This window comes from Sporomusa rhizae (assembly GCF_041428845.1).
GTDB lineage: Bacteria > Bacillota > Negativicutes > Sporomusales > Sporomusaceae > Sporomusa > Sporomusa rhizae.
Map to the genome: position 1 here is coordinate 4134997 of NZ_CP156925.1, position 15169 is coordinate 4150165.

Consider the following 15169-nt stretch of genomic DNA (forward strand, 5'->3'; position numbering starts at 1 on the left):
GTCCTTTGGCTAATCTTTTAGTTTCTTAATACTCTCCGACATAATGTAATAATCCAATAACCGCATGCGGTCAGAATTAATTCGTAAGTCGTAAACCATTGACATAATCGTCCGGGACAAACGAGCAGGGTCGTGCCGGACTAAATTGGTTTCGCTGATCAGGTTAGCCTTGACCACTTTGACACCTAATGCCTCAATTGCTTCCACATCAGGTACTACTGGGTATGCCCCCTGCTCCGCATATTTTCCCTGCAGTTCCGGAGCTACTCTCTGGTCATTAATAACCACAATGTCAATACAACCAGGACCGGCGTGGTCAATTATGGCTTTGACGTGATCGGATGCGGTATAGCCATCGGTTTCGCCCGGCTGGGTCATAACATTGCATATATATATCTTGACCGCGTCACTTTCCTGTAAAACCTCAGCAATTCCTTTTACTAATAGATTGGGTATAACGCTGGTGTATAAACTGCCTGGTCCCAAAATGCAGGCATCTGCTTCGCGGATTGCTTCAACCGCACCTTTTACCGGCGCAACATCTTCCGGGTTAATGCATACTTTCTTAATTTTCTTGCCCGACAGGGGAATCTGCGACTCACCCGCCACTACCGATCCGTCAGTCATTTCCGCTACCAACAGTACCCTTGCGGTGGAGGAAGGCAACACCTGGCCACGTACGGCTAAGACTTTACTCGACTCTTTTAACGCCAGTTCCACATCACCAACAATTTCAGTCATGGCAGCAATAAATAAATTGCCAAAGCTGTGGCCGGCCAGTTCGCCACTGCCGCCAAACCTGTGCTGAAAAAGCTTTTCCATTAAAGGTTCGGTATCTGCCAAGGCAACAAGACAATTGCGTAAATCACCAGGCGGAATAATCCCCAGATCTTCACGCAGCCGGCCGGATGACCCGCCATCATCGGCTACTGTAACAACTGCAGTTAGATTACTGGTAATACTTTTTATGCCCCTGAGCAACACCGACAGGCCTGTACCGCCGCCGATAACGGCAATAGCCGGCCCGCGGTTAAGCTTGCGTTTTTCAAAAATAATTTCGACAAGTTTATCTGAGCCTTCGGGCACCAGTACACTAATAACTGACTTAATGATCTGGCGCGTAGCCGCCAGCATGATACTCAGACCCAAAATAATAGTTGCGCTGCCGACAATAGTAGTAACTGCGTAATAAAACCTGCCTGTCGTCAGATAAAACAAGCGGAAAATAGCTTCTTCCACTACGCCAATATATTTATAGTTAAAAACAATTGCTAAACCCATGCTGACAAAGATAACCCCTGCGGAAAACAGGAGCAGCCAACGTTTGAACTTCATGCCTGGGTATAGCCATTTTATAAAATGCATACCATCACTCCCGAGTCGGTGATAAACGCCCACCTGCGTCGTTACTCTTCCGGGCGTTCCCTCCGACGTACTTACCAGTACGACTCCGGGTACGTCCTCATCGCGCCTAGCATCTGGGCATTTCTAACCGCCTCTGAACTTATATTATATCCACTATTCTGGGCGATGCTGTTAAAACAATTTATTTCCAAACCCAAGTTATTCGACAACGTTATGCTTAATATCCCGGTGTTCAACATTTACTTTGAAGCCTTTGCCTTTGAGATATTCAAAAATCTTCTCGGCAACAAATACTGAGCGATGAAGGCCACCGGTGCAGCCGATGGCTATGATAAGCTGACTTTTGCCTTCTTTAATATAATGTGGCACAAGAAAGTCCACCATACCGGACAGCTTCTCCATAAACTGCTGTGTCACCGGCCACTTCCAGATATACTCACCGACAAGAGCTTCCCGACCGCTTTTTCGCCGTAGAGATTCGACATAAAAGGGATTAGGCAGGAACCGAACATCCATTACCATATCAGCATCCATCGGAATACCGTATTTGAAGCCAAAGGACACTACAGTTACTGTCATGCGTTCCTGCTCATGTTCTTCGGTGAACAGTGCAGTTATCTTACCCCGAAGCTCGGTAGTAGATAAGCCGGATGTATCAATAATATGATTGGCTCGCCCCCGAATTTGCTCCAAACGGTCTCGCTCGCGGCTAATTCCTTCGCTAATACGTCCATGCGGCGCCATCGGGTGACGTCGGCGTGTTTCTTTATAACGGCGGATGATTGTAGCATCCGAGGCTTCCAAAAATAATATTTCATAAAGGAAGCCCTGTTTTTCCATATCTTCCAGAACTTGCACCAGGGTATCAAAAAATTCGCCGCCGCGAATATCAACCACTAAGGCAATCTTGGAAACTTTGCCGCCAGATTGGGCGCACAGTTCAGCAAATTTAGGAATCAGCATCGGCGGCAAGTTATCAACACAAAAATAGCCTAAGTCTTCCATAGCCCGTATTACTTGTGATTTACCGGCGCCTGACATGCCGGTAATTATTACCAAGCGAAAGTTATCTAGTATCATATGTACACCTCAACTTTTCCTACCCGAGTCGACCCCAATTCTTTCCCTATTCAATTATAGGGTAGTATGGGAAAAAAAGCAAAAGAACAGTTCCCTTTATTTTATCAATGGAAACTGGTATCCGGCGGCAAATCGCTATTTGTCGCCGGATACCCATTCGGACACATTTTATTCTAATTAATTCAATGCATAGCGTTCTATAGCCTCAGCTACGCCATCGGCGTCGTTAGAAGCGGTTTCCAGGCGGGCAATGGCTTTAACCGCGGCGCTGGCATTTCCCATAGCTACTCCCCAGCCGGCATATTTAAGCATATCAACATCATTACCGCTGTCACCAACTGCCATTACCTCATCTTGTTTTATCATAAGCTTATCCGCTAAATAAGCTAAGGCCTTTCCTTTATTAACCTCTGGGTGCGTTATTTCCATAAAAGTTGGTTTGGATATCGCCATACTAAGTTTATTGCCAAAAATCTTTTTAAAAGAGTTATATATCTCGCGAATCCCTTCTTTACTGGACATAATTAACATTTTTGTGGAATACCCTTCACCCGCGTACAGGCTGTCGCCGACAACGATAGCCGGCACTCTCGACATGCGCGAATATATCTCCGAATATTCGTTTTGTTCTTTTACATACAGGTTGTCGTCAACGTAAGTTTGAATGTACAAATTTTGTTCCCGGCATAACGACAGCACCTCCCGGGCAATATCTTTATCAATCGGACGGTGTAATAACGTTTCGCCGGAAAAACAGGACTTAATGAGCCCCCCGTTATAGGTAATAAGCGGCACATCCAAGCCCAACTGCTGGGCATATGGCACAGCCGAGCGATACATACGTCCGGTTGCTATTGTTACCTTTATCCCTTGCTCCGCTGCCTTGCGGATAGCGGCGCTGGCGCGCGGGGAAACAGCCAGTTTACTATCCAATAATGTATCATCCATATCAAGTGCTATAAGCTTTATTGTCATTTAGTCTTCTGCCTCTTTTCTAAAATAATAAGAAACAGGAATTTTGCTGTACACAAAATTCCTGCAGTAATCTATCCGATGACTAACTCGCTCTAAGACTCCCTCCTCTACAGGCGGGAGTAAGAGCGACTAAGTCCCTGGATAAGTGCGACTAAGCTTCGGACGGGGTTAAACTCCACCTGAAGCAAGTCTTACTTTATCTATCGTGTATTACCTTGGACAAAGTAACACTGCACAGAGTCATTAGTAAAACTCCTGCCAATGAGGTTATGACACCTGACACCTGCACCCCAGGCAAGGTTTTAACGACCATCAGCGGCGTAAAAATATTTGTTAGGACAGTAAAACCGCCAAGGTTTAGAAAGGTATGCGGCAAATCGGCAACCGATAACAGCGGTCTGACTGCAGCATTTGCTAAACCTAGAATTGTTGCTCCTAACAAGGTTCCGCCAAGAGTATCCACAAATATTCCCGGCAGTTTTACTACCACCAGCACTAAAATTACCGCATTTATTATAATTCGCAGTAAAAAACCACTCACTGCACATATCCCTCCTGCCGTAATAAAGACAACTGATTATTGAAGCCAACATACATATTATATCCCATGGGACAAAATTCCGGCAATATATTTTTCGATATATAATATCCAGCAAAGTGTAACAGGAAGGATGTTCCTATTATTCTTTTTGGCTCTCAAGCAAGAGCAGGGCTTTTTTCATATCCAGTCCGCCGCCAAAACCGGTAAGACTGCCATCAGCACCAACTACCCGGTGGCAAGGCACAATGATCGGTGTTCTGTTGCTATGCATGGCTCCGCCTACCGCCCTAGCCGCCTTGGGACTGCCGACAGCCTGAGCTACCTCTAGGTAACTGACTGTAGCTCCGTAAGGAATATCTGCCGTGTACCTGAGTACTGCCGTTTGGAACGGACTATAAACCCGCCAGTCAACCGGTACGGAAAAGGTGACTGGATATCCTTGAAGATATAGTTTTAACTCATGAGTTAACTGGTCAGACCACAAGCAAGCCTCGTGCCCGGATGCAAGCTCGGCAATATCCTTGGCGTGAATATCGGTGAAAGCAGCCGCTTGATCTGGACGGGGAAAGCCCAATTCCCACAAACCGACGTCAGACCAGACAGCCACCACCTGGCCCCAGCCTGTGGTAATCAGACTATAGCAAAGAACCGGCTTTACCATAAAATCTCCACAGACACATCGCTGACCTGGGCCGTTCCGGTCAGCAGCATGGCAGTTCTTAGCTCATTTTTCATTTTATTAAGGGCAAATTCCACGCCTTCCCGGCCACCGCCAACTGCAGCAATGGATAGCGGCCGTCCTATCAATACGGCATCCGCTCCCAGCGCCAGCATTTTTAGTACATCACCGCCACTGCGGATACCACCGTCAACCAGCACCGTCATTTTGCCTTTAACCGCTTCAGCAATATAAGGCAGCACCTCAGCGGTACCCGGTGTATGATCAAGCGACCGGCCGCCATGGTTGGAGACAACAATAGCATCAACACCGGCTTGCCAACAAGCTTCGGCATCATCGGGTGTCATTATGCCTTTAACAATAAACGGTATGGCAGTATGATTCTTAATGTACTCCAGTTCCTGGATAGTCTTAGGACCTACCGGCTGGCCGGCACTAATCATATTCGCAAATGCCGCTGCATCAATGTCCATGCAAAAAGCCGGACAACCGGCAGCAGCAGCCTTGTTGGCCATCTCGGCCACTTTTTCAATATTCCGCGGTTTAATGGTAGGTATGCCCCAGCCTTGTTCATTCGTGACGGCAGCCATCCCTGAATCAAAAACCAGCGGCACTTGGCCGTCTCCGGTCATTCCGATACTGCCGGCTTTACGGCAGCCACTGACAATACACACGGCATATTCTTCTTCGGTTAGCGCCCCCTTCATATTCCGTTCAATGCCGCCGATGGGCGCACCAATAACCGGGAAAGCTAAATCTATGCCTAAAATGCGGCAGGACAAATCAGGATTCTTAACACTATGTACTGTTCTTAAATTCAACCGGCAGTCAGCCAGTGCTTGTATATTATGACGAAACGCAATGCCTGTGCCTACTCCGCCCATACCAGGCATCTCACCGGCACAAACAACGCCGTTGCACTCCGGACAAACTCGGCATGAGCCACGAAACTTTTCTTTTGCTGTAGTTTTAATGGTCTTTATATCCATGTCAGCCTCCTGAGTTATACTTTCGCTATCTTTGATCAAATTCTTGTTTCTCCGCCAAAATCCTGCTGCCGGAAAACATCGCAAGTATAAAATTCGTCAACTTGTCTATATTACAACTAATCCTGTGACTAACCTTCAGTGGAAGTTAACACCCTACCGAAGCTAAGTCTACTTATATTTTTCTAATTAGGAGGTAGAACTATGACGATTATGGATAAAATCAATTCACAGACCCGCAACATTATGAATTTAGCGTTTGACAAAGAATCGCTTAACTACCTGGAAGCTGCCGGACTCTATGGCATTATCGGACAGGGCCGGTTTAATAATGCCTTATTGCAGGTATTACACAATCATGCCAGCGATCCTGAACTAAAGGCTTTAATTAAGGAGGCAATTGATGCCCATACCGAAACAACAATAGCCAAAGCAGAAGAAAAACTGCTGGAAAGTGATGTACATTCTCCTGCCTTACGCTTTGTAAAGCGCAACCTGCATGATACTCCCCTCAATATTCCCGATGACGCCCGCTTAACCGATATGGAAATCGCAATCGCCATCGGTACTATGGCTAAAGGCTCTCAAATGGCAATCTTAACTTCCTTGCATCAGTCGTATCAACTGGATGTTGCCCTAATGTACCGCAAGGCTCTCGATGACGGCCTGGATTGGGATTATCGTCTGCTCCAGCTCATGCTTAAACGCGGCTGGCTGCCCCATCTGCGAAAAATAACCCATTAAAATTAATGGTCTGCACGAAAACTATCGTTTTCGTAAGCAGACCATTTTTAAATGAGTTATGGTATTTATAAGAGGCGGGTTTGAGTTATATAGTATTTGTCATATAACTATAATGGGAAAATATGCTATAATAATTGTACAGGTTGTCGAGGAGCGGTTAGCCACTTCCTTTAAAGAGGAGGTGGTTTGATGACAATATTTGAGGCAATGTATCTGATGATCGCATTTGCAACACTTGTTGTCTTAATCATAAAACAGAAATAACCGCCTCCTGTGCCAAGGTTTTGCGGTTATTCCCTGAATAATCCAACTTGGGCTAACCGTTTCCGGTTAGGCAATCTGTGTGGGTTGACGTGCGCTAACACGTCAACCTTTTCTTATATTATAACAACAAGGGAAAAATTATGCAACTTGACTATCCTTGTGCCGCTTCTTTTATATGCTCTTATTACGAAAAAAATTATAAACCGCTTCGGCCGCCGGCAGCGTCATGCCTTCCACCTTGACAAGTTCATCCACTTCAGCCGCCTTAATTTTGGCTAAACTGCCGAAATGATCCCTTAGGGCCTTGCGGCGTTTCTCGCCAATGCCAGGGATATGGTCAAGTACCGAAACCATATTCCGTTTCGAGCGCAGTTTACGGTGATAAGTGATAGCAAAACGATGCGCCTCATCCCGGATCCGCTGTACTAAGAAAAGTGATTGAGAGTGGCGCGGCAGTATGAGCGGGTCGCTGATTCCTTCGCGGAAAATATGCTCAAATTCTTTGGCCAGACCAACAACAGGAACATCGATAAGTCCGGCCGCCCGGATAATAGGCAGTGCCGAATTAAGCTGGCCTTTGCCGCCATCAATAATAATGAGATCAGGTACAGGGCCCTTCTCCAAGGCATCACGGTACCGCCGCCCCACTACTTCCTGCATCGATTTAAAATCATCAGGCTTACCTTCCACGGTTTTAAGCTTATAACGGCGGTATTCATTCTTGTTCGGCTGTCCGCCTTCGAACACCACCATGGATGCTACCGTTTCCGAGCCTTGAATGTGTGAGATATCAAAACATTCTATCCGCTCAGGTGCAGCCGGTAAGCCTAAATACTGACCAAGCTCAGCAGCCGCGCCGGCGGTTTTATCCGTATCGGCTTTAAGCCGTTCAGCCTGCTCCTCAAGTACGATTGCGGCGTTGCCGGCCGCCATTGAGACCAAATCCCGCTTGGTGCCGCGCTTAGGTACCTCAACCTGCACTTTACCGCCTTTTACACTGCTTAGCCATTCGGCTACAAGATGCTGCTCGCCCAGTTCGAGCGGCAACAAAATTTCCCGGGGAATAAATGCGGCTTGGCTATAATACTGCTTAACAAAAGCAGCTAAAATATCCTGGTCATTTTCCTCTTCGCCACCTGACAGCATGAAGTGGTCACGCCCGACCATTTTGCCGCTGCGAATGAAGAATACCTGGGCACAGGTCCCGGCAGCCGACCGGGCAAGACCAATGGCATCCTGATCCCCGCTGCCTGTTACGATATTTTGTTTTTCCATGACTTTTTCGACCGCCGCAAGCTGGTCACGCAAGCGAGCCGCTTTTTCAAACTCCAGCTCTTCAGCCGCTTCCGCCATCTGACGCTTGAGATTTTTAACGACGGCATCACTGCGTCCTTCCAAAAACAATCCAACTGCTTTGATCATCTCGCCGTACGTTTCTGGGTCCACTTTTCCGGCACAAGGAGCCAAACACCGCTTAATATGATGCTCTAAGCAAGGCCGTTTGCTATCCAGTTTGCGGCAGGAACGGAGGGGAAATAGAGTCTTTAGCAGCCGCAGAGTCTCATGGACAGCGCCAGCACTGGTATACGGACCAAAGTACCGGGCTCCGTCTTTAATTACTTTGCGAGTGATATATACGCGGGGAAATTCCTCGTTAGTCAGTTTAATATACGGATAATTCTTGTCGTCCCGCATGCTGATATTATATTTGGGACGATGTTTTTTTATCAGATTGCACTCTAAAATTAAGGCTTCGATTTCCGAGGCCGTGATGATATATTCCAGGTCAGCAATACGCGCCACCATGGCAATTACTTTGGGGGTATGGTTGCGGCTTGACTGAAAGTAAGACCGAACGCGGTTTTTTAGGTTAATCGCCTTGCCAACATAGATAATCCGGCCTTTATCGTCTTTCATAAGGTAAACACCGGGTTTATCAGACAATAGCGCCAGTTTTTCTTCAACAACAGGAGTTACAATAGCGATGACCGGACACCTCCTTTATTGCCGTTGGCCGCGCGCCAATACCGGAGCTAAAAATTGGCCGGTATAGGATTCCGGGACAGCAACAACCTGTTCCGGTGTGCCTTGGGCAACAATTGTCCCGCCCCGGCTGCCTCCCTCAGGGCCAAGGTCAATTATATGGTCGGCGGTTTTAATTACATCCAGGTTGTGCTCGATGACCACAACGGTATCACCACCGTCAACCAACCGCTGCAATACTTCCAACAGACGGTGTATATCGGCTGTATGCAGACCGGTGGTCGGCTCATCCAAAATATACAAGGTCTTGCCGGTGCTGCGGCGTGCCAGTTCGGTTGCCAGCTTAATTCGCTGCGCTTCCCCACCGGATAATTGAGTAGCCGGCTGCCCCAGTTTAATATAGCCTAAACCAACATCTTGGAGAATTTGCAGCTTACGGTGAATTTTAGGGATGTTCTGGAAGAATTCTACGGCTTCGTCGACAACCATATCCAGTACCTGAGCTATACTTTTGCCTTTATAGTGAATTTCCAGGGTTTCCCGATTATAGCGAGCGCCTTTGCATACTTCGCACGGCACGTAGACATCCGGTAAGAAGTGCATTTCAATCTTGATTATGCCATCCCCCTTACAGGCTTCACAGCGGCCGCCTTTAACGTTGAAACTGAACCGTCCCGGGCGATACCCCCGCATCTTGGCTTCCGAGGTTTGACTGAATAATTCCCGGATGTTATCAAATAAGCTGGTATACGTAGCCGGATTGGAACGCGGCGTACGACCAATAGGCGACTGGTCAATATCAATGATCTTATCAATATATTCAAGGCCGCGAATACTGTCATGGGCTCCTGGCCGGGCATGGCTGCCGCGATACAGTTGGCTGGCCAGACCCTTGTACAGAATCTCATTGACCAGCGTACTTTTGCCTGAACCGGATACCCCGGTAACGGCGGTAAATACGCCAATAGGGAACCGCACATTTACTTTTTTGAGGTTATTTTCCTTAGCGCCAATGACCTCCAGCCATTTGCCGTTAGGCTTGCGGCGCACTTCCGGCACCGGGATCGCTTTACGTCCACTTAAATATTGACCGGTAACCGAGTCTTCACAATTCTTAATTTGTTCCACCGTACCCTGGGCAACAATTTCGCCACCGCCCGCACCGGCTGCCGGACCAATATCGATAATGTGATCAGCTGCATACATGGTATCTTCATCATGCTCAACTACCAGCAGTGTATTACCTAGATTTCTCATATGCTTTAATGTATCCAGCAGGCGGTTATTGTCGCGCTGATGCAAACCGATGCTGGGTTCATCCAGGATATACAGCACGCCCATCAAGCCGGAACCAATCTGGGTAGCCAACCGGATTCGCTGCGCTTCTCCACCGGAAAGCGTCCCGGCTGCCCGGTCAAGGGTAAGATAGTCCAGGCCAACATTCAGCAAGAAGCCCAGACGGGCATTTATTTCTTTTAAAATCTGATTGGCAATTACCTTTTCCCGGTCTGTCAACTCCAAGTTACTAAAAAACTCTTTGGACTCACCCACCGTCATGCGGGTGACTTCGTAGATGTTTTTTCCGCCAATCTTAATTGCCAACGCTTCCGGTTTCAGTCTGGCCCCTTTGCACGCCGGACAAGGTTTGGAACTCATGTATTCTTCGATCTCTTCGCGCGCCCAGTCTGAAGTTGATTCACGGTGGCGACGGGATAACAGTGGAAGCACTCCCTCAAAAGTCGAGTGATATGTCTTGTTTTCACCATACATATTTTCATAACGGAAGGTAAACCGTTCCTCGCCCGCGCCGTTTAGAATTATTTCCTTGACGGTATCCGGAATCTTTTCCCAGGTGTCGTACAAGGTATGCCCATACTTTTCAAGTACGGCTTCCAGCTGGCACATGAAGTAAGAGTTAGAGCTTTTGCTCAGCGGCGCAATTACCCCGTCGATAAAAGCTTTACTCGGGTCAGGAATAACCAGGGCCGGGTCAATTTCCAGATTATTGCCTAAACCGGTACAATCCGGGCAGGCACCAAACGGGCTATTGAACGAAAACATTCGCGGCGCAATCTCCGGCAGGCTGATGCCACAGTCCACACAGGCAAAGTTCTGACTAAACATGAGTTCGCTGGCGCCACCGACATCTACAGTGAGAATACCGCCACCAAGTTTAAGCGAAGTCTCAATTGAATCGGCCAGCCTGCTTGCTACTCCCTCGCGGACAACTATCCGGTCAACAACAACCTCAATCGTATGTTTTTTATTTTTTTCTAACTTAATTTCTTCCGTAACATCGCGAATTTCTCCGTCTACCCGCACCCGGACATAGCCGTTCTTCCGGATATCTTCAAGCACCTTCTGATGTTCGCCTTTTTTGCCGCGCACTACCGGCGCCATAATACTCAGTCTGGCGCCCTCGCCCAACGCCAGCAATTGATCTACCATTTGTTCTACGGTCTGCTGGCTTATCGGCTTGCCGCATTTAGGGCAAAAGGGTCTGCCGGCCCGGGCGAACAACAGCCGGAGATAGTCATAAATCTCGGTAACTGTACCCACCGTCGAACGTGGATTACGGCTTGTTGTCTTTTGGTCAATTGAGATCGCCGGTGACAATCCTTCAATATAGTCAACATCCGGCTTGTCCATCTGTCCCAGGAACTGCCGGGCGTATGCGGACAAAGATTCTACATAGCGGCGTTGGCCTTCGGCATAAATGGTATCAAAAGCCAAGGAGGATTTGCCAGAACCGCTCAGACCGGTGATAACAACCAGCTGGTCACGCGGGATGGTTATGTCAATGTTTTTTAGGTTGTGCTGTCTGGCACCCTTCACAATAATACTGTCTGTCATCTTGGTTCCTTTCATACTTTACTATACATTATTAGTGGATAATAATTATTTTACTTATATTATACCAGTATTCTTATTATAATGGTATACGATTTCCAAAGCAAACATTTGTTTGGGCTAATATTATTCTTTTTCGCTTCATTGCATGCAATAAGACATGGAATACCATGTCTTTTCTTAAAAAAATACAAGATTGCTTCACTGATACTTGCAGTATCCGCGAAACAATCTCTTTTTATTTCTACTTTATTTCTATTTCTTTTTTGATTTAATCTTACTGGATTTTTTTTCTACTTGGCCTTTAGCTGAAGCTCCGCCTGCTTTTTGCCGGAGTTCAACAATCATGTCACGCAGTTCGGCCGCCCGTTCAAATTCCAGCTGTTTGGATGCTTGACGCATTTCTTTCTCCAGATTTGCGGCAAGTTCCAACATATCGTCACGGCTCATATTGCCAATTCTGTCGGCCTTGTATTCGACCGGCGCTTCGGCAACTTTAGTTGTTTCAATTAACTCTTTTACCCGCTTTTCAATCGTCTTAGGAGTTATACCATGCTTGGCATTATAGGCCTGCTGAATTTCCCGGCGCCGTTCAGTCTCACTCATCGCCCGCCGCATAGAGTCGGTTATACGATCGGCGTACATAATGACTTTGCCGTGAACGTTGCGGGCAGCCCGGCCGATTGTCTGAACAAGCGAAGTTTCCGAACGCAGGAAGCCCTCTTTATCAGCATCCAAAATGGCGATAAGCGATACTTCCGGCATATCCAGACCTTCCCGTAGCAGATTGATGCCAACAAGCACATCATGAACGCCGGCCCGAAGGTCTCGAATGATTTCTACCCGTTCAAATGTCGCAATATCTGAATGAAGATAGGTGACCTTTATCCCCATTCCTTTAAGATACTCTGTTAGGTTTTCTGCCATTTTTTTAGTGAGGGTAGTAACAAGCACCCGCTCATTGGCGGCTGTCCTGAGTTTAATTTCATCAAGCAAATCGTCCATCTGGCCTTTAATCGGGCGTACTTCAATTTCAGGGTCAAGGAGACCGGTAGGACGGATAATCTGCTGCGCTACCTGACTTGCGGCTTTGAGTTCGTAAGGCGCCGGAGTAGCAGAAACATATACAATCTGATTAATCCTGGCATCAAATTCATCAAAGGTAAGCGGTCTGTTGTCAAACGCGGAGGGCAGCCGGAAGCCGTTGTCAACGAGTGATTCCTTGCGGGAACGATCTCCGGCATACATAGCTCTGAGCTGTGGTAAAGTAACATGGGACTCATCAATAACAAGCAAGAAATCTTCCGGGAAGTAGTCCACAAGGGTATAGGGGGCGTCCCCCGCCTGCCGTTTAGTTAGGTGCCGTGAATAGTTTTCAATTCCGGAACAGTACCCCATCTCCAACATCATTTCCAAATCATAGCGGGTGCGCTGCTCCAGGCGTTGTGCTTCGAGCAGTTTTCCATTGGCTTTTAAATAGGCTAAACGTTCCTCCAATTCGGCTTCAATATCCTGCACAGCCCGCAGCATGTTTTCCCGTGACGTAACATAGTGGGAAGCCGGGTAGATGGAAATATGCTTGCGTTCCGCCACAATTTCGCCGGTAAGAGTATCAACCTCTAAGAGCCTTTCGATTTCATCACCGAACAATTCTACCCTTATGGCCTTTTCCCCATACGCTGCCGGAAATATCTCAACAATATCACCGCGTACCCGGAAATTGCCCCGGGAAAAGTTGTAATCGTTGCGTTCATACTGAATCGCAACCAGCTTACGAAGAATTTCATCCCGGTCTTTAATCTGGCCCTGGCGGAGTGATAACACAAGCCCCCGGTAGTCATCCGGCGAGCCTAAGCCGTAAATACATGACACACTGGCAACAATAATAACATCACGCCGTTCAAACAGCGAGCTTGTAGCCGAGTGGCGCAGTTTATCAATCTCATCATTAATTGACGCATCTTTCTCGATATAAGTATCTGTATGGGCAATGTAGGCCTCAGGCTGATAGTAATCATAATAGCTGACAAAGTATTCAACAGCATTATTCGGGAAAAACTCTTTAAATTCACTGGCAAGCTGGGCAGCCAGTGTTTTATTGTGCGCTACCACCAGGGTAGGTTTTTGTACACTTTCAATTACTTTAGCTATGGTAAAGGTTTTGCCAGTACCGGTAGCCCCCAACAGCACCTGCGACTGGTCACCTTTCACAATACCGTTTGCCAATTGCTTAATGGCTAGCGGCTGATCGCCGGTAGGAGTAAATGGAGCTTCTACCTGAAAAGGAACATCCCCCTCCCTATGAACGGTATTAAGTTTTGGTACGGTAACAGCCATCTTGCATTAAGCCTCCAATCCAGTATATATCAGTCAAATTGACCTGTTATCAACGACTAAGCTTTCGTTAGGGTTAAAAACCCTAGCAGAAGCTAGTCTGCTTTATCGTCTTCTTTTCCATTTATCGACTAGCCAATCAACAAGTCCGTAACGGTTATTGATCATTTCCACATAATATTGCTCGTCCCCGTCCGGCACTAAAATAACACCTAACCGCCGTTCTCCGCTTTTGAAGCTTATTGTTTGCAGCAAGCGTTTTCCGGCACGCTCAACCGTAATGCTAAAACTCTCCGGCGCATAACAAATAGCTGCCGCTAAGTCGTACCGGTTGTTCAGCGGGGTTCCCGCTAAATTAATAAGGATATCGCCTGGCTTGAGAATCTTAGCCGCCGGCGTATTGGCAACCGTATCAAGCACCATTATGCCATGATCAGACGGAACAAAGCAAGGAGCCCCTCCCATTTCCCGGCGATTGTCCAGCTGAATTAAAAATTCATGACCGACAGGTGAAAGCACGGCGGCTACCACCTGCAGCCAGGAGTATTTTGCCGATAGCAGTGCAAATCCCAAGAGAATTACACTATAAGCCGCCAAATGCAGCGCCGACTGCCGCCGCCGCTGGTGGGGGAGACTGGCAATGGCCATATCGGTGTAACCAAGGGCAGCCACAACCGGAGCCATAAGATATATCCACTGGGAACCGGTTGGTGGTTCCAGGGCTAGCGACAGGAGCGGCCACCATTCCGGCATTTTTATCATGGCCCCTGGCACTGTATCTGCCGGGACTGACACAGCGGCCAGAATAACCAGCGGCAGCGGCCAAAAGTTCTGCAGGCTGAAAGCCCCTACCAACCGCCCATCCGGCTTTTTTAGGATCATGGGCATAGCACTGTAACCACCGCTGATAGCAATAAGCAGACTTTCCGTTATGTGCAAAACCGCAACCAGCGAAAGTATCTGGGGCACATTAACCTCAGGCCAGCCAAACAGAGCATTGGCTAAAGCCACTAACCCGCCGGCGTACGCAAAACAGAGAAACCTCATATTAATAAGCATAAGCGCCAGCGCTACCGGCCAAATATAGCTAAGTCCAAGCTGATTAAGGGTAACCCCCACCAGGGTTAGCAGCCAGCTGCCGGTAATACCGCCAACCAAGCCATAGAACCCGGCCAGCATAATCTGCCGTGTCAGGCTATAGTTGTACACGCCAAACATTTGTCGCTGCTGTTTTTGCATTTGCCAGTATTGATAGCCTACCAGCGCTAACACCAGCCAAAAATTAAAGTCAAACAATATAGTTACGGCACCGTGAACAATAAGTAATGTTATGTCAAGCCATGGGAACAACTTGTCCTCACCTCAATG

General features: G+C 47.5%; 12 protein-coding genes. 2 read left to right on the forward strand and 10 right to left on the reverse strand.

The window, feature by feature from the left end; all coding sequences use genetic code 11:
* Positions 1-9: 9 nt before the first annotated feature.
* The 6 genes from yvcK to SRRS_RS19570 form a co-directional block, all read right to left on the reverse strand.
* Positions 10-1365 (reverse strand): uridine diphosphate-N-acetylglucosamine-binding protein YvcK, encoded by a 1356-nt coding sequence (gene yvcK, locus SRRS_RS19545; RefSeq protein WP_371362886.1) that lies wholly within the window; start codon positions 1363-1365, stop codon positions 10-12.
* Positions 1366-1563: 198 nt separating this feature from the next.
* The gene (gene rapZ, locus SRRS_RS19550) at positions 1564-2445 is read right to left on the reverse strand and encodes an RNase adapter RapZ (protein ID WP_371362888.1); all 882 of its coding nucleotides are present in this window, start codon (positions 2443-2445) and stop codon (positions 1564-1566) included.
* Positions 2446-2622: 177 nt separating this feature from the next.
* Complete coding sequence (locus SRRS_RS19555) at positions 2623-3420, reverse strand: Cof-type HAD-IIB family hydrolase (protein ID WP_371362890.1); 798 nt, start codon at positions 3418-3420, stop codon at positions 2623-2625.
* Between the two features lie 196 nt (positions 3421-3616).
* Positions 3617-3961 carry a phage holin family protein gene (locus SRRS_RS19560; RefSeq protein ID WP_371362892.1) on the reverse strand — a complete coding sequence of 115 codons (345 nt, stop codon included), beginning with the start codon at positions 3959-3961 and terminating at the stop codon, positions 3617-3619.
* Between the two features lie 139 nt (positions 3962-4100).
* The gene (locus tag SRRS_RS19565) at positions 4101-4622 is read right to left on the reverse strand and encodes a methylated-DNA--[protein]-cysteine S-methyltransferase (protein WP_371362894.1); all 522 of its coding nucleotides are present in this window, start codon (positions 4620-4622) and stop codon (positions 4101-4103) included.
* Positions 4616-5629, reverse strand: a complete 1014-nt coding sequence (locus SRRS_RS19570) for an alpha-hydroxy-acid oxidizing protein (protein ID WP_371362895.1) — start codon at positions 5627-5629, stop codon at positions 4616-4618. The genes SRRS_RS19565 and SRRS_RS19570 overlap by 7 nt, the downstream gene beginning before the upstream one ends.
* 201 nt (positions 5630-5830) lie before the next feature.
* Here SRRS_RS19570 and SRRS_RS19575 point away from each other — a divergent pair, with 201 nt between their 5' ends.
* Positions 5831-6370 carry a DUF3231 family protein gene (locus SRRS_RS19575; RefSeq protein ID WP_371362896.1) on the forward strand — a complete coding sequence of 180 codons (540 nt, stop codon included), beginning with the start codon at positions 5831-5833 and terminating at the stop codon, positions 6368-6370.
* Between the two features lie 189 nt (positions 6371-6559).
* The gene (locus SRRS_RS19580; RefSeq protein WP_371369884.1) at positions 6560-6634 is read left to right on the forward strand and encodes a putative holin-like toxin; all 75 of its coding nucleotides are present in this window, start codon (positions 6560-6562) and stop codon (positions 6632-6634) included.
* 171 nt (positions 6635-6805) lie between these two features.
* Here SRRS_RS19580 and uvrC read toward each other — a convergent pair whose 3' ends face one another.
* The 4 genes from uvrC to SRRS_RS19600 all read right to left on the reverse strand — a co-directional run bounded on the left by uvrC (position 6806) and on the right by SRRS_RS19600 (position 15151).
* Positions 6806-8614, reverse strand: a complete 1809-nt coding sequence (gene uvrC / locus SRRS_RS19585) for an excinuclease ABC subunit UvrC (RefSeq protein ID WP_371369886.1) — start codon at positions 8612-8614, stop codon at positions 6806-6808.
* Positions 8615-8635: 21 nt separating this feature from the next.
* Entirely contained in the window at positions 8636-11470 is a 2835-nt protein-coding gene (gene uvrA / locus SRRS_RS19590) for an excinuclease ABC subunit UvrA (RefSeq protein WP_371362897.1), read from the reverse strand.
* Positions 11471-11722: 252 nt separating this feature from the next.
* Positions 11723-13804, reverse strand: coding sequence for an excinuclease ABC subunit UvrB (uvrB, locus tag SRRS_RS19595; protein WP_371362899.1), 2082 nt, complete (start codon positions 13802-13804; stop codon positions 11723-11725).
* A 102-nt stretch (positions 13805-13906) separates the two neighbouring features.
* Complete coding sequence (locus SRRS_RS19600) at positions 13907-15151, reverse strand: PDZ domain-containing protein (protein WP_371362901.1); 1245 nt, start codon at positions 15149-15151, stop codon at positions 13907-13909.
* Between the last annotated feature and the right edge of the window lie 18 nt (positions 15152-15169).

What these genes read in the sequence shown, in the direction of transcription:
- yvcK (WP_371362886.1), bottom strand. Translation starts at nt 1,365, where the DNA reads ATGCATTTTATAAAATGGCTATACCCAGGCATGAAGTTCAAACGTTGG.
- SRRS_RS19575 (WP_371362896.1), top strand. Translation starts at nt 5,831, where the DNA reads ATGACGATTATGGATAAAATCAATTCACAGACCCGCAACATTATGAAT.
- uvrA (WP_371362897.1), bottom strand. Translation starts at nt 11,470, where the DNA reads ATGACAGACAGTATTATTGTGAAGGGTGCCAGACAGCACAACCTAAAA.
- SRRS_RS19565 (WP_371362894.1), bottom strand. Translation starts at nt 4,622, where the DNA reads ATGGTAAAGCCGGTTCTTTGCTATAGTCTGATTACCACAGGCTGGGGC.
- rapZ (WP_371362888.1), bottom strand. Translation starts at nt 2,445, where the DNA reads ATGATACTAGATAACTTTCGCTTGGTAATAATTACCGGCATGTCAGGC.
- uvrB (WP_371362899.1), bottom strand. Translation starts at nt 13,804, where the DNA reads ATGGCTGTTACCGTACCAAAACTTAATACCGTTCATAGGGAGGGGGAT.
- SRRS_RS19555 (WP_371362890.1), bottom strand. Translation starts at nt 3,420, where the DNA reads ATGACAATAAAGCTTATAGCACTTGATATGGATGATACATTATTGGAT.
- SRRS_RS19570 (WP_371362895.1), bottom strand. Translation starts at nt 5,629, where the DNA reads ATGGATATAAAGACCATTAAAACTACAGCAAAAGAAAAGTTTCGTGGC.